The sequence below is a fragment of the Kutzneria chonburiensis genome, from assembly GCF_028622115.1.
Classification (GTDB): Bacteria; Actinomycetota; Actinomycetes; order Mycobacteriales; family Pseudonocardiaceae; genus Kutzneria; species Kutzneria chonburiensis.
Genome location: NZ_CP097263.1, coordinates 9,613,327 through 9,631,738, shown reverse-complemented (window position 1 = coordinate 9,631,738; position 18,412 = coordinate 9,613,327). Strand labels below are relative to the sequence as shown.

At 70.2% G+C, this 18,412-nt stretch carries 12 protein-coding genes, 1 tRNA gene and 1 pseudogene; 7 read left to right on the top strand and 7 right to left on the bottom strand.

Translation table 11 applies throughout. The features are described from left to right. Positions 1-10: 10 nt before the first annotated feature. Genes M3Q35_RS44780 through M3Q35_RS44765 form a run of 4 tightly spaced genes read right to left on the bottom strand, consistent with a single transcriptional unit; the run spans position 11 to position 3,912 of the window. Positions 11-613 carry a GTP-binding protein gene (locus M3Q35_RS44780; RefSeq protein WP_379793706.1) on the bottom strand — a complete coding sequence of 201 codons (603 nt, stop codon included), beginning with the start codon at positions 611-613 and terminating at the stop codon, positions 11-13. Then, positions 597-1,028 carry a DUF742 domain-containing protein gene (locus tag M3Q35_RS44775; RefSeq protein WP_273938678.1) on the bottom strand — a complete coding sequence of 144 codons (432 nt, stop codon included), beginning with the start codon at positions 1,026-1,028 and terminating at the stop codon, positions 597-599. The genes M3Q35_RS44780 and M3Q35_RS44775 overlap by 17 nt, the downstream gene beginning before the upstream one ends. Beyond that, on the bottom strand, positions 1,025-1,453 hold the full coding sequence (locus M3Q35_RS44770) for a roadblock/LC7 domain-containing protein (RefSeq protein ID WP_273938677.1): 429 nt from the start codon (positions 1,451-1,453) through the stop codon (positions 1,025-1,027). Before M3Q35_RS44770 ends, M3Q35_RS44775 begins: the two co-directional genes overlap by 4 nt. Next, positions 1,450-3,912 carry a sensor histidine kinase gene (locus M3Q35_RS44765; RefSeq protein ID WP_273938676.1) on the bottom strand — a complete coding sequence of 821 codons (2,463 nt, stop codon included), beginning with the start codon at positions 3,910-3,912 and terminating at the stop codon, positions 1,450-1,452. Before M3Q35_RS44765 ends, M3Q35_RS44770 begins: the two co-directional genes overlap by 4 nt. Positions 3,913-4,389: 477 nt before the next feature. Between M3Q35_RS44765 and M3Q35_RS44760 the strand changes: the two genes are divergently transcribed. From M3Q35_RS44760 to M3Q35_RS49100, 4 genes and pseudogenes are all read left to right on the top strand, one after another. Next, positions 4,390-6,471 (top strand): molybdopterin oxidoreductase family protein, encoded by a 2,082-nt coding sequence (locus M3Q35_RS44760; protein WP_273938675.1) that lies wholly within the window; start codon positions 4,390-4,392, stop codon positions 6,469-6,471. Next, on the top strand, positions 6,468-7,913 hold the full coding sequence (locus tag M3Q35_RS44755) for an FAD-dependent oxidoreductase (protein ID WP_273938674.1): 1,446 nt from the start codon (positions 6,468-6,470) through the stop codon (positions 7,911-7,913). The genes M3Q35_RS44760 and M3Q35_RS44755 overlap by 4 nt, the downstream gene beginning before the upstream one ends. Next, a complete protein-coding gene (locus M3Q35_RS44750; protein WP_273938673.1) occupies positions 7,910-9,277 on the top strand; it encodes an MFS transporter in 1,368 nt (455 codons plus the stop codon). Before M3Q35_RS44755 ends, M3Q35_RS44750 begins: the two co-directional genes overlap by 4 nt. A gap of 77 nt (positions 9,278-9,354) precedes the next feature. After that, a pseudogene (locus tag M3Q35_RS49100) lies at positions 9,355-10,200 on the top strand (glycosyltransferase 87 family protein); the annotation flags it as partial. Between the two features lie 609 nt (positions 10,201-10,809). Here M3Q35_RS49100 and M3Q35_RS44735 read toward each other — a convergent pair. From M3Q35_RS44735 to M3Q35_RS44725, 3 genes are all read right to left on the bottom strand, one after another. Continuing rightward, entirely contained in the window at positions 10,810-12,303 is a 1,494-nt protein-coding gene (locus tag M3Q35_RS44735) for a TROVE domain-containing protein (protein ID WP_273938669.1), read from the bottom strand. Positions 12,304-12,396: 93 nt separating this feature from the next. Further along, positions 12,397-12,462: transfer RNA gene (locus M3Q35_RS44730), tRNA-OTHER, on the bottom strand. Positions 12,463-12,598: 136 nt separating this feature from the next. Next, complete coding sequence (locus M3Q35_RS44725) at positions 12,599-13,210, bottom strand: LysE/ArgO family amino acid transporter (protein WP_273938667.1); 612 nt, start codon at positions 13,208-13,210, stop codon at positions 12,599-12,601. 69 nt (positions 13,211-13,279) lie between these two features. Here M3Q35_RS44725 and M3Q35_RS44720 point away from each other — a divergent pair, with 69 nt between their 5' ends. From M3Q35_RS44720 to M3Q35_RS44710, 3 genes are all read left to right on the top strand, one after another. Continuing rightward, positions 13,280-14,125, top strand: a complete 846-nt coding sequence (locus M3Q35_RS44720; RefSeq protein ID WP_273944710.1) for a LysR family transcriptional regulator ArgP — start codon at positions 13,280-13,282, stop codon at positions 14,123-14,125. 70 nt (positions 14,126-14,195) lie between these two features. Next, on the top strand, positions 14,196-18,014 hold the full coding sequence (locus tag M3Q35_RS44715) for a DUF6531 domain-containing protein (RefSeq protein WP_273938666.1): 3,819 nt from the start codon (positions 14,196-14,198) through the stop codon (positions 18,012-18,014). After that, positions 18,011-18,412, top strand: coding sequence for a hypothetical protein (locus M3Q35_RS44710; RefSeq protein WP_273938665.1), 402 nt, complete (start codon positions 18,011-18,013; stop codon positions 18,410-18,412). The genes M3Q35_RS44715 and M3Q35_RS44710 overlap by 4 nt, the downstream gene beginning before the upstream one ends.

Here is an 18,412-nt window from a genome sequence, read left to right as displayed (position 1 = left end):
GGCACCTGCCTCAGTGTGTGGCGCTGACCTGGGGTGGAGCTGTCAACCGGGCCAACAGTACCTGCTCGATGACCGTGACCAGGACCTCTTTGACGGATTCGCGGTCGCGGGCGTCGCAGGCGATCAGCGGCACGGACTCGTCACAGCCCAGCGCCTCCCGCACCTCGTCCAGATCGAACTCCCGCTGCCCCGGGAAGTGGTTGACCGCAACGACGAACGGCGTGTCCCGGCGCTCGAAGTAGTCCAGCACCGGATAGCAGTCCTCGATCCGCCCGGTGTCGACCAGGATCACCGCGCCCAGCGCGCCTTCGACCAGGTCGTCCCACAGGAACACGAACCGGTCCTGCCCCGGCGTGCCGAACAGGTACAGGATCAGCGAGGAGTCCAGCGTGATGCGGCCGAAGTCCAGCGCCACCGTGGTGGTGTGCTTGTCGCTGCGGCTGCCCGGGTCGTCGACGCCGACCGAGCGCTCGGTCATGGCCGCCTCGGTGACCAGCGGCTCGATCTCGGAGATGGCCCCGATCAGCGTGGTCTTGCCGACGCCGAAGCCGCCGCTGATGACGATCTTCACGGACGTGGGCCCGTGCACGGATGTGTCAGAGCGCCCGGACAAGGTCCCTGATCCTCTCGATGGTGCTGACGGCGAGCTCGGTTGGCTGGTGCACGGTCACGTGCCCGGCGGCCATCAGGTCGCCGATCACGACCTTGGCCACGCCGAGCGGCACGTGCAGGTGGGCGGCGACCTCGGCCACCGACTGCGGGCTCTGGCACAGCCGGACCACGGTCTGCAGCTCGAAGCGCAGCGGCGCGGTCAGCGCCGCCCGGTCGGCCACGACCAGCGTCTCGATCCGCAGGTCGTCCCGCAGCGGCATGGTGCGCCCACCGGTGACGATGAACGGCCGGACGAACGACCCGTCGGCCGGCTCGGCCGGCGGCGCGGGCGGCACCGGGGTGTTCGGCGCGAACCAGGCCGGGGCCTGGTTGACCTGGATCATGCGCGGGTCGGGCAGCCGCGGCTGGTCGCTCATCGCCGCAGCGTCTCTCTCAACTCGGTGATCAGCGCCGGCGTCAGCAGCACGCCGGCCCGGTCGGCCAGCACGGCGATCTCGTAGCCGACAAGGCCGATGTCGCACTGGCTGTCGGCGATCACGCCGACGCAGCTGCCACCCTCGATGGCCGAGACCAGCAGGAAGCCCCGCTTCATCTCGATCATGATCAGCTTGAGGGCCTCGAAGTCGTAGTTGCGGGCCGCGCTCTTGGCCAGGCTGGACAGCCCCGACACCAGGGCGGCCAGCCGGTCGGCCGAGGTGCGGTCCAGGCCCTCGGACATGGCGATCAGCAGCCCGTCCGAGGAGACCGCCACCGCGTCGCGGACGCCGTCCGTGCCGCGGACGAAGTTGGCCAGCAGCCAGTTGAAGGTGTGCGGGTCGGCGTGCTGCACCTCGGCGGTCACCGGGGCTCCTCCTCGGGAACGGTGTTGACTCGTGCGGGCAGTGGGCCGCGCTCACCGCGCTGGTGGCCCGATCTGAAGCTGGACAGCATCGAGCGGACCTCCTCGGGCGACCGTGAACTCCGTGTCGCTGGCGCTTGTTCCACCGCGGCGGGCGGGCGGCTCGGCGCGGACGGCCGGGCGGACGGCTCCTCCGTCCGGTTCCGGCTGCGCTTGACCAGGCCGTTCTTGGTGCGCTGCACGGAGGCGTCGGCGCGCGGCTCGTGGACGGCCGGCGGGGCCGTGACCACCGTGGCGGACAGGCGTTCCTGCCGGCTGCGCACCGGAACCTGGGGCTGCTGCCCCGATGGCGGCTGCCGCACCGGCTGCGGTTGCTGCACCGGTTGCGGTTGTTGCTGCGTCGCCGGCGGTTCCGTGCGCATCGGCGGGATCTGGCCGACGCCGGTCGAGGCCAGTGCCGGGGCGGCTTCCGGCTCGGTGCTCGGCCACGTGATCTCGGCCTGCTTGGGCGGCGCGTCGGTCTTGGCCTCGGCCAGGATGTCCGGCGGCAGCAGCAGCCGGGCCACGATGCCGCTCACCGGCGACACCGTCAGCTCGACCTCGATGCCCAGCCGCTGGGCCAGCCGGCCGACCACGTAGTGGCCGAGGAAGCGGGTCGGCGCGACGATGAAGTCCTCCTCGCCGCGCAGCCGGGCGTTGGCCTTGGCCAGCTGCTCCTTGGCCATGCCGACGCCGTGGTCGACCACCGCGAGCATGTAGCCGGCGCTGACCCGGCGGCCGTAGATCTCCACCTCGAGGTCGGGCGGCGAGAAGGCCAGGCCGTTCTCGATCAGCTCGGCCAGCATGTGGGCCAGCTCGCTGACCACCGCGCCGATGATCATGGACTCGTCCACCCGGCGCAGCACGACCCGGCGGTAGTCCTCGACCTCGGACAGGCCGGCCCGGATCACGTCGGACAGCGACAGCGGCTCGGCCCAGCGGCGCGGGCTGGTCTCGCCGACCAGCACCAGCAGGCTCTCGGCGTTGCGGCGCATGCGGGTGGCCAGGTGGTCCAGCTCGAACAGGTTGGCCAGCGCCGACGGGTCCAGCTCCTCCTGCTCGAACTCGCTGATGAAGTTGAGCTGCCGGCGCACCAGGTTCTGGTTGCGGCGGCCCAGGTTGGCCAGCGACTCCGTGGTGTTGCGGCGGACGAGGGCCTGCTCGGAAGCCAGCTCGAAGGCCGTGGTCTGGACCCGGTCGAGGGCCTGGGCCACCGAGGCGATCTCGGCGCCGGCCTTCGGCGGCGTGGCCACCGGCTGTGGCCGCTGGGGCTCGACGTCGCCGGGCTGGTGCCAGGCGGCGATCGCCGCCGGCAGCCGGCGGCCGGCCACGTCGTCGGCCTCGGTGGCCAGCGCGGCCAGCGGGCGGACGATGGAGCGGATGCTGGTGATCACCAGCAGCGCCTCGGCCGCCACCGCGAGCAGGGCCAGTCCGAGGAAGACGATGAGCGTGGTACTGGCCTGGCCCTGGAGGTCGGTGGCCCGCGTGGTCAGGTCGCCGCCGATCGACTGCTGCACCTTGCGCTCGGCGTCGATGACCGAGGTCATCTGGTTCCACCACGTGAGGGCGTCGGTCTTGGTGTCGATCGGGCCACGGGTGGAGCCGATGGCCATAGTCTCCGACGCGGCGGCCTTGGTCGCGTTGTCGGAACGCAGCGCCTCGTCCAGCGCCGCCTGCTGCGGCTGGGTGGCGTAGCGGGCGTACTCGGTGAGGCCGGCCTGCTTGCTCGCGCGGATCTCGGTGAAGTGCACGTACTCGCCGGGCCCGAACTTGTCGGCCGCGAACACGCCGTTGAGGAATCCTCGCTCCTGGCCGGTGTACTCCTTGGCGTCGCCGAGCGCGTACAGGGCCTGCAACCCGCGGCGCAGCTGCGGGTCCTGCGCCTGGTCCAGCCCGAGCTGCAAGCCGTTCAGCGCGGCGACACCGGTGGTGTAGTACTGGAAAGTGGTGTTGCGGTCGGCCCGCCCGGCGTCGACGTTCTCCCTTGTGGACGTCAGGCCGGACAAACGTGACAAAGCATCACGTACCTGGGCGGCGCCGGGCGCGGAGTCGTCGGCCAACGCCTGGTTCAGCGCCGTCTGCGCCTTGTCCGTGGCCGTGCGCTGGGACAGCACCGACTGCTGGAACCGGGTCTCGCCGCCGAGCAGGCCGTTGGTCAGGCCGCGCTCGCGCTGCACCTCCTGCACGAAGTCCTGCACCTTCAGCGCCAGTGAGACGGAGCTCACCGTGTCGCCGGCGGCGAAGTAGGTGCCGACCTGGCCGGCGATCGTCACGCCCAGTAGCGCCAGCACGAGGACCAGGGAGAAGACCAGGATGCGCGCCAGCCGGCCGCGAATGGTGCCCGGCCGGATCAGTGTCGCGAGCCCGCCAGCGGACTCGGGGCCGTCGGCCGCACCGTCGGCCGGCCGGTGCCGTGCGCTCACCACGTGCTCCTGTCGTTGAAACGCGCATACGGGAGCAGAAAACGCACCGCGTCCTTGCGAATGCGCCTACCAGCCCCAGTGCAGGGAAGGTTCCACACGGCCACAAGCACTGTCAATAGAGCGAACGGGCTAGCGGCATCACATAGTCATGGCCGTAATGACAAATGGCCGGTCGCCGATCGCCAACTGTGGACGGAAATCACAAACACGCATGCCAGCGTTGGTTCTTGTCGCTAAATCGGACGCCGACACAAGTTTATGTAAACCTTTTCATCTAGACCTCACGGACCCTTTTCCGACGCTGTGCGGTCTGCTAGCTTGAGGGCGGCGGGATTGGTGCGCCCGCGCCGCACAGTCCCCAATCACCCCCAGTGAGGGCGCCGGAACAGGTCCTTTACGCCGGATTCACGGTGTCGCGCCCCTGTCGTTGAGAGGCTTCGAGCCACGCCGAAGCCTCGCGATCCGTCGGAGGTAAACATGCCTGTCGACGCCCGCGTCGAGGTCGACACCCACTGCCCGTACTGCGCGCTGCAGTGCGGGATGGTCGTCCGCGACGAGCGAGCCGAGGCCACCGTCGCGCCACGCGAGTTCCCCACCAACCGCGGCGGCCTGTGCCAGAAGGGCTGGACGTCCGCGAGCCTGCTCAACGCCCCCGGCCGGCTCACCACGCCGCTGCTGCGCGAGCATCGCGGCGCGCCGCTGCGGCCGGTCGGCTGGACCGAGGCCCTCGACTACGTGGCGCTGCGCCTGCACGAGCTGCGGGACCGGCTCGGTCCGGACGCGGTCGGCGTGTTCGGCGGCGGCGGTCTGACCAACGAGAAGGCCTATCTGCTGGGCAAGTTCGCCCGCGTGGCCCTCGGCACGTCGAAAATCGACTACAACGGCCGGTTCTGCATGTCCTCGGCCGCGGCCGCCGGTATCAAGGCGTTCGGCATCGACCGCGGGCTGCCGTTCCCGGTGGCCGACCTGGCCGCAGCCGACGCGATCCTGTTGGTGGGGGCCAATGTCGCCGAGACGATGCCGCCGTTCATGCGGCACGTGCGGCCGGCGGCGGACAAGGGTGGCCTGATCGTCGTGGATCCGCGGCGCACCGCGACCGCCGAGGCCGCGTCGCTGCACCTCCAGCCCGCACCCGGCACGGATCTCGCACTGGCCCTGGGCATGCTGCACGCGGTCGTGGCCGACGGACATGTGGATCACCAGTACATTGCCGAGCGCACAACGGGTTTCGACGAGGTGTGGCGGATCGCCGCGGCATGGTGGCCGCAGCGGGTGGAGCGGATCACCGGTGTGCCGGCCGCCGACCAGCGGGCCGCAGTTGCGCTGCTTGCCCGCGCGCGCAACGCATACGTGCTCACGGCCCGCGGCACCGAGCAGCACGCCTCCGGCGTGGCGACGGTGTCGGCGTGGATCAACCTGTGCCTGTCGCTCGGCCTCTGCGGCCGGGCCGGTTCCGGGTTCGGTTGCCTGACCGGCCAGGGCAACGGGCAGGGCGGCCGCGAGCACGGACAGAAGGCCGACCAGCTGCCGGGCTACCGCAAGATCGACGACCCGGCCGCGCGCTCACACGTCGCCGGGGTGTGGGGTATCGACGCCGCTGAACTGCCGGGCCCTGGACCGTCGGCCTACGAGCTGCTGGACTCGCTCGGCACCGCCAACGGTCCCAAGGCCTTGCTGGTGTTCGGCAGCAACATCGTGGTCTCCGCCCCGCGCGCCGGCCACATCGCCGACCGGCTCGACTCCCTCGAACTCCTGGTCACCTCGGATTTCGTGCTGTCGGAGACCGCGGCCGTGGCCGACGTCGTCTTCCCGGTCACGCAGTGGGCCGAGGAAAGCGGCACCATGACCAACCTCGAAGGCCGGATCCTGCTGCGCGGCAAGGCAATCACGCCGCCGGTCGGCGTACGCAGCGATCTCGACGTGCTGCACGGCCTTGCCGTCCGGCTGGGCCAGCCGGCGGAGCGGTTCCCGGTCGATCCGGAGACGGCGTTCGCCGAGCTCGGCCGCGCCTCGGCCGGCGGCCCGGCCGACTACGCCGGCGTCAGCTACGACCGGCTGCGGGCCGGCGAGGCACTGCACTGGCCGGTGCCGACGGCCGATCATCCCGGCACCCCAAGACTTTTCCTGGACCGCTTCGCCCATCCCGGCGGGCTGGCCCGCTTCCAGGCCGTCGACCACGTCGGCCCGGCCGAGCCGCCGGACCCGGAGTTCCCGTTGCACGCCACCACCGGTCGCGTGTTGCAGCACTACCAGTCCGGCGCGCAGACCCGGCGGGTGCCGGCGCTGATGAACGCCAGTCCGGAGGCGTTCGTCGAGGTGCATCCCGACACCGCCCAGCGTTTCGACGTCCAGGATGGACAGTGGGCGCTCGTGGAATCCCGCCGTGGCACCGTTCGCGCCCGGGTTCGCTGCGTGACGACGATCCGGCCGGACACCGTGTTCCTCCCCTTCCACTTCCCCGGCGCACAGCGGGCCAACCTGCTGACCAACCCGGCATTGGAACCGACCAGCCGCATGCCCGAGTTCAAGGTGTGCGCCGTGCGGCTGGGGGCGGCATGAGGATCACGATCATCGGCTACGGCATGGCCGGCGCCCGGCTGGCCGACAACCTGCGCGGCTCCGGCGCGTCGATCACCGTGATCGGCGCGGAGAAACACCCGGCCTACAACCGGATCCTGCTGTCCAACGTGGTTGCCGGCTCGATGACGCCGGACGACGTGCTGCTGCATTCACCGGACTGGCCCCGGGACAACGGGATCGACCTGCGGCTCGGCGTCGCGGCGGCCGAGATCCTGCCCGCCGAACACCGGGTCGTGCTCACCGACGGATCCACTGTGGACTACGACGCGCTGGTGCTGGCCACCGGCAGCACGCCGTGGATCCCACCGACCGACGGCCTGATCGAGGACGGCGTCCTCGCACCGGGTGTCGTGGCCTTCCGCGATCTCGACGACTGCCGGCAGATCGTCAACCAGGCCAAGGACTTCGGCCCGGTGGCCGTGCTGGGCGGCGGTTTGCTCGGTCTGGAAGCCGCCCGTGGACTGGCCGGCCGTGGCTGCGCGGTGACCGTCGTGCATCCCGTCGGGCATCTCATGGAACGCCAACTGGATCCGGCCGGCGGACACGTGCTGGCCCGGGTCCTCGGCGCCAAGGGCATCGAGTTCCGGCTCGGGCAGCTGGCCACGAAGTACTTGCCGGGCAAGGGACTCCTGCTCGACGACGGCTCGGTGGTCGCCGCCGGTCTCGTCGTCGTCTCGGCCGGGGCGCGGCCGTCGACCGAGCTGGCCGAGGCGGCCGGGCTGGCCGTCGACCGCGGCGTGATCATCGATGACCTCCTCGCCACCAGCGCACCGGACGTGTACGCGATCGGTGACTGCGCAACGCATCCCGGCACCGTCAGCGGCCTCGTGCAGCCGGCCTGGGAGCAGGCCGCGGTGCTGGCCCGCCGGCTCACCGGCGAGGACATCCGGTACACGGGCACCCCCGTGGTGACCCGACTCAAGACCCGCGACGTGGACCTGGCCGCGATGGGCGAGGTGCACGTGGAACCGCATGACCGCGACGCGGAAGTGGTCCGGCTGGAAGATCCCAGCCGCGGCCGCTACACCAAGCTCGTGCTGCGTGACGACCGGGTCACGGGCGCGATCGTGTTGGGGGCGCCCGATGTGGCCGCCGCCGTCACGCAGCTGCACGACCGGGGCACGCCCGCCCCCGCCGACCGGATGGCGCTGCTGCTCGGCCGCGCCATGCCCGCCGGCGAGACCACCGACCCGGGCACCCTGCCGGCGTCGGCGCTGATCTGCCGCTGCAACACCGTGGACAAGGGCCGGCTGGTCGGCGCATGGCACGCCGGCGCCCGGTCGTTCGACGCACTGGTCAGCACCACCCTGGCCGGCACCGGCTGCGGTGGCTGCCGGGACAGCGTCTGCGCGCTGTCCCGCTGGCTGGCCGAGCAGGACCCCGTCACCGAACCCGAGAAGTTGGGCTGCAACGCGACATGACGACGACAACCGAGGCACCCGTTCGCGGTGGACACAAGTGGATCCAGCAGTGGGACCCCGAGGACGCGGGGTTCTGGGCGGCGACCGGCCGCCGCATCGCCAACCGCAACCTGATCTTCTCCATCTTCTCCGAGCACCTGGGCTTCTCGCTCTGGTCCATCTGGAGCGTGGTGGTGCTGTCGCTGCCCGGCGCCGGCTTCAAGTTCGGCGTCGACCAGCTGTTCTGGCTGACCGCGCTGCCCAACCTGGTCGGCGCCACGCTGCGGCTGCCCTACACGTTCGCGGTGCCGCGCTTCGGCGGCCGCAACTGGGCCATCGTCAGCTCGCTGATGCTGCTCGTCCCGTGCGCGCTGCTCACGGTGGCCGTGACCAGCCACGCGAGCTTCGGCTTCTTCCTGTTCGCGGCGGCCACCGCCGGCTTCGGCGGCGGCAACTTCGCGTCGTCGATGACCAACATCTCGTTCTTCTACCCGGAGAGCCGCAAGGGCTTCGCGCTCGGTCTGAACGCGGCCGGCGGCAACCTCGGCGCCGCGCTGGTGCAGCTGGTCATCCCGCTGGTGATCTCCGCGGCGACCGGGGTCGGGCTGGCCGTCGCCGGCCTGTTCTACATGCCGTTCGTGATCGCGGCGGCCATCTGCTCGGCCCTGTTCCAGGACAACCTGAGCACCGCCAAGTCCGACTTCCCGGCGCAGGCGGCCGCGGTCAAGCGGTCGCAGACCTGGGTGATGTCCTTCCTGTACATCGGCACCTTCGGCTCGTTCATCGGCTTCTCGGCCGCGCTGCCGCTGCTGATCAAGACCCAGTTCCCGACCGTGCACGGCACCTACTTCGCCTGGCTGGGCGCGCTGGTCGGGTCGGTGGCCCGGCCGGCCGGCGGCTGGCTGTCGGACAAGGTCGGCGGCAGCCGGGTCACGCTGTGGAACTTCGTGCTGATGGGCGTGGCCGCCGCGGTCGTGGTGGCCGGCGAGCGGTCCGGCAGCTTCGGGCTGTTCTTCGGCGCGTTCCTGGTGCTGTTCGTGACGGCCGGTGTCGGCAACGGCTCCACCTACCGGATGATCCCGGCGATCTTCGTGGCCCAGGCTCGACGCGACACCGCTGAAGGTGTCGATTCTGCTGAGGCCGTGCGCAAGGGCAAGCGCGAGGCGGCCGCGGCGATCGGCATCGTGTCGGCGATCGGCGCCTTCGGCGGCTTCTTCGTCACGCGGATCATCGCCAGCTCGGTGGCCGCGACCAAGGTCGCCGACAACGCCTTCTACGGCTTCATCGGGTTCTACGTGCTGTGCTTCGCCGTCACCTGGTGGTTCTACCAGCGGCGCAGCTTCGCCGTGGCCAAGCTGCCCAGCCTGGCCCTGGCCAACGTGTAGGCCTCTCACACACAGTTCCCAGCTAACCGTCTTCCGCTCACAGGCTGTACTCAGTCACGCCCGCTTCACTTGAGCGCATGGTCGCTCTCGCTGCACCGCAGGCCCCGCCACGCCGATCCCTGCCGCGGATCGGCGTGGTGGCGGTCGTGGTGATCGCCGCCGCCGCGCTGCGGATGGCGTTCCTGTCCTACGAGACGGGGGACGCCCGGATCTTCCTGTCCTGGTACGAGCACATCGCCTCCAACGGCGGTTTCGCGGCGCTCAAGGACATCAGCTTCGCCAACTACAACGTGACCTACCTGTATCTGTTGGCGGCGTTGAGTTATCTGCCGGTGACGCCGCTGATCGGGATCAAGGTGCTGTCCGCGGCCTTCGACTTCCTGCTCGGGTACTTCGTGTACCGGCTGGTGGCGCTGCGCTATCCGGGCAAGTGGTGGCCGGTGCTGGCCGGGGCGCTGACGTTGTTCCTGCCGACCGTGGTCGTGAACGCCTCGATGTGGGGTCAGGCCGACGCCATGTACGCCGCTTTCGCCGTGGGCGGCGTGTATTTCGTGCTGCGCAGGCGTCCCTGGCTGGCTTGTGTCTTTGTCGGCATAGCGTTCGCCTTGAAGCTCCAGACGGTGTTCCTGTTCCCGCTGCTACTTCTGTTGGTGCTGTTGCGTTTCATGCCGTGGAAGACGCTGCTGGCCATTCCCCTGGTGTACGTGGTCCTGGACATTCCGGCGCTGCTCATCGGCACCAGTCCGTCGCAGCTTCTAGAGGTCTACGTGTCCCAGACCGGGACCTTCGACCTGCTGACCTTGAATGCCCCCAACGTGTACCAGTACCTCGGGACGTCGGTGACGTCGTCCGCCATCCGGATCACCGGGATCCTCGTGACGGGATTCCTGGTGCTGGCCCTGATCGTCGCCGTGTGGTGGCGTCGGGTGGAGATGTCGTCCACACGGATCATCTTGGCCGCCACGGTGTCCGTGCTGCTGGTGCCGTACTTCCTGCCGGCCATGCACGAGCGGTACTTCTTCCTGGCCGACGCGTTGACCGTGGTGGCGGCGTTCTACCTGCCGCGCAAGCTGTGGGCGCTGCCCGTGTTGGAGCAGTTCGCCTCGTTCTTCGCCTACCTGCCGTTCCTACTGGGATCGGGCGGCGGCTTCGGCGGCGGCCGAGGTCAGCGGCCCGGCGGCACCGGTGGCTTTCGCGGCGGCACCGGCGGTTCCGGCACGCCGCCCACCGGCGGTTTTCCCGGCGGCGGCAACGGTTCTGGCGGCTTCGGTGGTCGGCCGGGTGGCGGCAGCCTTGGCTCCGGCGGGTTCGGGGGCGGCGGCTTCGGCGGCGGCGCGGTGAACTCGTCCATTGTGGACATGCGCATCCTGGCCACCGCCATGCTCGGCGCGCTGGCACTGGCACTGTGGGTCACCACCCGTCAGTTCCGCCGACCGACACCCCCTGACCCCCGCGAGTCCCGCCTAGCGTCACATCGAATGCGTGAATCCGTTTCACGCATTCGATGTGACTGTGAGCGGGACTCGCGGGGGTCAGAACGGCCAGGCCTCGCGCTCGCCGGCTTCCAGCAGCGGCACCATGCCGAAGGCCGCGTCGCTCAGGCCACCGAAGGTGTAGCGGCCCTCGGTGTGCCCGAACTCGTAGCCGGCCAGGTTCCACGTGTAGACCGGCACACCCTTCGGCACGACCGAGCTCGGCAGCGACGACCCGTTGTGCTGCTCGTCCGTCACGATGACCACGCGGTCATGGCGACGGTAGAACTGCTTCAGCGCGCCGATCGTGTTCGTGCCACCGAAATCGGCGAACCGGTCCCGCACCACCGGCAGCACCGACTCGCCGGCCCGCAGCTCGACCCGGCGGGCCGTGCTGCCGAACTGCACGAGGTCGGCGTTCGCCGCCCGCAGCGCGAGCGCCGTGCCGAACAGCGCGGCCGCATCCGCCCTGGTCAGGTCGGATCGCGCGGACACGGTGCTGTAGAACATGGAGCCCGAGCGGTCGACCAGCACCAGCGTGCGGCCCGGCAGGCTGGGCACGGTGGCCAGGCTCGCGTTCAGCGCCTGCTCCAGCGCCCACGCCCAGCGCAGCGACGGGGCCGCGCGGAACGCCGACAGGAACCGCATCGGCAGCTGCCGCGACCGCGATACCTGCTCCGGGTCGGCCAGCTGGGCCGCGACCGTGGCCGCCACCTCGTCGGAGACGCCGGCCTGGTCGAAGTTGCGCAGGTTGCGCAGCCGCGCCATGTAGCCCATGGTCGGGATCAGCGCCGTCCACACCTCCGCCGACAGCGGGCCCTGAAGCCAGCCGGCGACCGACTCCCACGTCATGCCGGCCAGCTTGAGCGCCGCGGTCGCGTCGCCCGTGAACAGCTCGCGGCGGCGCTCCACCGGCCAGGACATCAGCTCGTCCCGGGCGTGCAGCACCGACAGATCGGCCGGGATTTCCCCGACGTTTCCGTGGCGGCGGTCGAGGGCATGTGCGAACAGGGCACCCTGCCAGCTTTCCACCGGCTTCGGGTGCGTCAAATTCAGCACGTCACCCATTCGCACGCCGCGCGCCTCACTGTCCCACTTCAGCAGCGCCCGCTCGTCGTAAAGACGTCTCACGGCGTCGCCGATACCGCGCTTGACCGGCTTCGGAATCGCGCGACCATGAGCCGTAAGCCAATAGGACAGGAATTCGCCTGGCTCGTCCGCCCGCTGCAACACCGAATTCACGACCTGGCGCGTCAGGCCCGGCTCGTTCCGCGCGTACGCGAATTCCGCCGCGCCGACGATCGACGCCGAGCGCATGTTCGCCGTGTTTCGCAGCCAGCCGAGCAGGCGCGCCGTCCACTCCGGGTCCGCGACCGTCGCCGACCGCACGAGCTGCGCAAACCGGTTGTCGCGCTCGTCAGCGGTCTCGTAGAAGGTCTGCTCGCCCACCATGTTCGCCACGGCGAGCAGGAACAGCTCCCGCTTGACGTCGCGCTTGACCGCCACGCCGCCTTCGTGAGTCTTGGGCCGACGCAGCACGTTGAACTTGGCCATTGTTGTTCCTACCCCCTTTCGGCGATCACGGACGTGTCCGAGATCAGAGTCGGTGACGGTATGGTCACTGCTCTCCCAGCTGAGCTACCGGGCATGCCCGGGCGGGATTCGAACCCGCGGCCCGTGAATTAGAAGTAACCGTCGCCTGCGCACCGGACACGTCCGCGATCAGCACTCCCGAGTTCACCGTGTCCGGCGGTGTGATTTCTTCTTACCAGGAAGTAACCGTCGGACTTCGCACCGGGAGTGCTTCGTAATACTAGATCGACGTCGGTCGCCGTCGCGACGGATTAATTCAGGCCCCCACGAGCAGCCCGATCCCCACCACCGCCATGGTCGCCGCCACCAGGCCGTCCAGCAGCCGCCAGGACGACGGCTTGGTGAAGAAGGAGCTCAGCAGCCGGGCGCCGAAGCCGATCGCCGTGAACCAGCACAGGCTGGCCAGCACCGCGCCGATGGCGAAGTCCCAGCGGAGAGCGCCGTAGCCCGCCGCGATCGAGCCCAGCAGCAGGACCGTGTCCAGGTAGACGTGCGGATTCAGCCAGGTCATGGCCAGGCAGGTCAGCGCCGCGCGGCGGCGGGAGCCCGTCGTCATGCCTTCCGTCGTCAGGCCGGACGGCTTCAGCGCCCGCTTCGCCGCCAGGAATCCGTAGCACAGCAGGAAGATCCCGCCGATGATCGCCACCGTCGTCACCGCCGCCGGCCAGGCCTGCACCAGCACCCCCACCCCGCCCACGCCCAGCCCGATCAGCACCGCGTCCGACGCGCCGCAGATCGCCACCACCGTCAGCACCGCGTCTCGTCGGATCCCTTGGCGCAGCACGAATGCGTTCTGCGCGCCGATCGCCATGATCAGGGACAGTGAGGTGCCGAAGCCCGCCGCCACGACGAGCACCACGTTGGTCATGCCCCGGACGCTAAATCGACGGTTGCCGACAGTCCAGCTAATGATTCTTACGTATCATTAGATCCCGTGATGGCCGACCTTCCTTCCGACCACGTCCAGACCCTGCTCGCCGTCGTCGACGCCGGCACCTTCGACGCCGCCGCGGCTGCCCTGCACGTCACCCCGTCCGCCGTCAGCCAGCGCATCAAGGCCCTCGAGCAGCGCACCGGCCGGGTCCTCCTCATGCGCACCAAGCCCGTCCAGCTCACTCCTTCCGGCGCCGTCCTGGTCCGCTTCGCCCGCCAGCTCGCGCAGCTCTCCCTCGACGCTCAGGCCGAGCTCGGCATGACCACCCCCGGCGAGCCCACCCGGCTGTCCATCGCCGTCAACGCCGATTCCCTCGCCACGTGGTTCCTCCCCGCCTTGCTCGGCCTCCCCGACGTCTGCTTCGAGCTTCACCGCGAGGACGAGGGCCACACCGCCCGGCTCCTCCGCGAGGGCCTCGTCATGGCCGCCGTCACCTCCACCCCCGACCCCGTCCAGGGCTGTTCCGTCACGCCGCTCGGCTCCCTCCGTTACCTCGCTTGCGCTTCCCCTTCCTTCCCCTTCGAGTCCTTCACCGGTTCCCCCGTCATCGTCTTCGACCGCCACGACCAGCTCCAGGACCGCTTCGCCGACGGAGCCAGCCCTTTCCGCCACCAGATGCCTTCGTCCACCGCGTATCTCGACGCCGTCCTCTGCGGCCTCGGTTGGGGCCTCATCCCCCTCCCCCTCGCCCTCCCCGCCTTCGCTGCCGGCACCCTCGTCAACCTCGCCCCCGCCCGCCACATGGACGTCCCCCTGTTCTGGCAGCAGTGGAAACTCGACTCCCCCGCCCTCGCCGCCGCCGCTCGCTCCGTCGTCGCCACCGCCGCCACCTCGCTCGTCCAGGCGTGACTCGACGGCGGTGGGCCCGGCCGTTCGCTAGTCTCGGCACGCCAATCGGGGACAGTGGGGGGCAGCGGCCGTGAGCAAGATCCATACGAATCCTGATCACCTGCGCCGGTCCGGCGGCAAGCTCAGCGGGTTCGGCGGCAAGCTGGCCGAGGGCGGCCAGAAACTGGAGACCGCCGGCCAGCGCCTCGTCTCCCACGCCGGCGGCGACCGCTCCGGCATCGGCTCGGTGGTCTCCAAGCTGTTCGGGCGCGGCGTGCAGGTCACCGGCAAGGTGTTCAGCGAGGGCGGCCGGGTCGTCGAGGGCGCCGGCAAGCGGCTGCACACCACGGCCAACCTCCACGAGGAAGCCGATCATAACGGCGCCAACGGGTTCAAGAAGCTGCATCGGGGCCATGAACCGGGTCATCTGCCCAAGGGCACGACGGCCGCGAAGCACCCGGTCGGCACGACGAACGCGCCGGGCACCCGGCATCGCCCCAAGAACCTGCACGCCACCAAGACGCCCGAACCGGAACGGGTCTGCGAGAACGACCCGATCGACGTGGTCAGCGGCGATGTCGTGCTGGCCCACGTCGACCTCGAACTGCCGGGTGTGCTGCCGCTGGTGCTGCGGCGCACGCACATCTCCAGCTACCGCGCCGGCCGGTCGTTCGGTCCGAGCTGGGCATCCACCCTGGACCAGCGGCTGGAGTTCGACGAGCAGGGCGCCGTCTTCCTGGCCGAGGACGGCATGATCCTGGCCTATCCCCACCCCGACGAGCCGGTGCCGCCAAGGCTGGGCCCGCGCTGGCCGTTGTCCCGCACCGAGACCGGCTTCGCGATCGCTCAGCAGGGCACCGGTCGCACGCTCCACTTCGCCGGCTCCGACGAGGTCGCCGCGCTGGTCGCGATCACCGACCGCAACGGCAACCGGATCGATTTCGACCGCGACAGCACGGGCAACGTCACCGCCGTACGGCATTCCGGCGGATACCACCTCGACGTGCTCAGCGAGGACGACCGGCCGATCGAAGTGCGGATGCGGTTGGACGGCGGCAACGTCACTGTCGTGCGGTACGGCCACGCCGAGGGCCGGCTCACCGAGATCTTCAACTCCTCGGACCGGCCGCTCCAGCTCGAGTACGACCACGCCGACCGCATCACGCGGTGGATCGACCGCAACGGCCTCTGGTATCGCTACTCGTACGACGCGCAGGGCCGGTGTGTCGCCAATGAGGGCTCCGGCGGCTTCCTCAACGGCACCTTCGACTACGGCGACCACAGCACCGTCTTCACCAACGCGCTCGGCGCCACCACGACGTACGGCTTCGACGACAACTACAAGGTCGTCGCCCGGACCGACGCGCTCGGCAACACCACCACGCAGCAGTGGGATTCCGACCGGTTGGTGGCGACGACCGATCCACTCGGCAACACCACCAGGCACACCTACGACGAGGCCGGCAACCTCATCGCCACCACCCGGCCGGACGGCGCGCAGGCGTTGGCCGAATACGACGAGCACGGCCAGGTGACCACGTTCGTCGGCCCGGACGGCGCGGTGTGGCGGCAGGAGTTCGACGACCGCGGCAACCTCGTGGCGGAGACCGATCCGACCGGCGCGGTCAACCGCTACGCGTACAACGAACGCGGACATCGGATTGCCGTCACCGACGCCACCGGGGCGACACGGCGTATCGAGACCGACGCCGTGGGGATCCCGCTCGCGATCACCGATGCCACCGGGGCAACGACGCGCTACACGCGTGACGCCTTCGGACGCGCGTCGGCGATCACCGATCCGCTCGGCGGCGTCACGCGCTATTCGTGGACCGTCGAGGGCACGATGCTCAGCCGGACCCGCCCGGACGGCGCGACCGAGCGGTGGCGTCACGACCCCGAGGGCAACGCGGTCGAGCACGTCGATCCGATGGGGCGGATCACCCGCACGCAGATCACCCACTTCAACCTGCCCGCGGTCGAGAGCCGCGCGGACGGCAGCCGTCTGGTGTTCGGCTACGACCCGACGCTGCGGCTGGCCTCCGTCACCAACGCCAAGGGCCTGGTGTGGCGCTACGAGTACGACGCGGCCGGAAACCTGGTGCGGGAGACGGACTTCAACGGTCGCGTGCTCGGGTACCAGTACGACGCCGCCGGGCAGCTGGTCGGCAAGGCCAACGGCGCCGGGCAGGTCACCACGCTGGTCCGCGACACGCTCGGCCGGATCGTCGAACGGCGCTCGAACGACCAGGTCACCACCATCGAGTACGACCTCGTCGGCCAGGTGAGCCGGGCCCGCAACGCCGACGCCGACCTGAGCTACACCCGTGACGCCCTTGGCCGGGTCCTCACCGAGTCGGTCAACGGTCGAGCCGTCCGCTCGGTGTACGACCCGGCGGGCCGCCGGATCCGCCGGACCACACCGTCCGGAATGGACAGTGTGTGGCGCTACGACGGCAACTCGCGGCCCACGCAGCTGATCGCCGGCACGACTTCGCTGTCTTTCGGCCACGATGCCGTCGGCAACGAGACCACCCGGACCCTGGGCAACGGCGTCGTCCTGGATCAGGCCTGGGACGCCAACCGCCGGCTGACCGCGCAGGCGCTGCGGTCCGGCGACCGCGTGACCCGTCGGGGCTTCCACTACCGACCGGACGACAATCTCGTCGCCGTCGACGACGTGACCGGGAATTCCCAGCGGTACCAGGTCGATGTCATGGGTCGCGTGACGGACGTGGCGGGCGCCAACCGGCGTGAGCAGTACGCCTACGACGCCGACGGCGAGCTCGTCTCGCCGGACCGAGCGTACAGCGGCACTCTCGCGCTCACCGCCGGCGACGCGCGGTACTCGCACGACGCGCAGGGGCGGGTCGTTGTGCGGCAACGCAAACGGCTGTCGCGCAAGCCCGATACCTGGCGCTACCACTGGGATGCCGACGACCGTCTCGTCGCCGTGGTGACGCCGGATGGCACGCGGTGGTCCTATCTGTACGACCCGCTGGGTCGCCGGATCGCCAAACTCCGCTTGGCTGCCGACAATTCGGTCCTCGAGCGGGTGGACTTCGTGTGGGACGGCGCCGTGATCGCCGAGCAGACCGGCTCCGACGGCGCCACCACGACGTGGGAATTCGACCCGGCCAGTTTCCGCCCGCTCACCCAGACCGAGCAGCACGGTGTCGACCAGCGGTTCTATGCCATCGTCACGGACATCGTCGGCACCCCGACCGAGTTGGTCGACGAGCGGGGCGAGATCGCCTGGCGGCAGGAGTCGACCCTGTGGGGCCAGGCCATCGGCACGCTGGCCGGCCGCGCCGACACGCCGCTGCGGTTCCCCGGGCAGTACTTCGACGCGGAAACCGGGCTGCACTACAACTACCTGCGCTACTACGACCCGGTGTCGGGCCGCTACGCCAGCCCCGACCCGCTCGGCCTGTTCGGCGGCCCGTCACCACACGGCTACGTGCACAACCCGACCGGGTGGACCGACGCGCTCGGCCTGACCGGCTCGGACGACATCGAGTTCCTGGATCCCAACGACATCAACTTCTCGCAGCGGTCGATCACCGAGAACGACTACAGCGACGCCATGCGGGCCGGGCAGTGGGACTGGAACCGGTCACCGGTGCACGTCATGGAGATCGACGGGCAACTGGTCAGCTACGACAACCGGCGGCTCGACGCGGCTCGGGAGGCCGGCGTCCCGGTCGGCGTGGTGCGGGTGCGGCCCGACGACCCGCATCCGGAGTCGACCACGGGCAAGACGTGGGCGGACAAGTTCCAGGAGCGGTTCACCGATCCGCGCAACCGGCTGGACGGACGACCGGTGCCGAACACCGGGCTCAGCGAGCGGCCGACCGCGATGCCACCGGGTTCCTGTGGCGGCGGCCGCCGGCGAAGGAGAAGGCGATGAGCGAGATCGAGGAGCTGTGGCGGGCCGGGCGGCTGCCGATCGAGGACGGCGTGTTCTTCGCCGACGGCCGGTCGTACGCGGTCGACGTCGACGGCTCGGCCCTGCGGGTGGTCGAGGAGATCGACCTCGCGGAGCTCCTCGCCGAGGACCCGGATTGGCTCACGTCCATCGACATCACCCGGGAGGCCCCCGCGCCCGGCGGCTTCGTCTGCGCCGGCGAGGGGTCGCACGGCTCGGAGGGATTCTTCGCCCGGCTGGACGCCGACCGGAAACTCGTCTGGGTCTGCTACCTGTCCGAGTCGAACCCGATCGGCGAACTGACGGTCCTCGACCGGGCGCTGACCGTGGTGTCGACCTCCGGCGTGACGATCACCGTCGACCTGGACGCACCGGTGTAG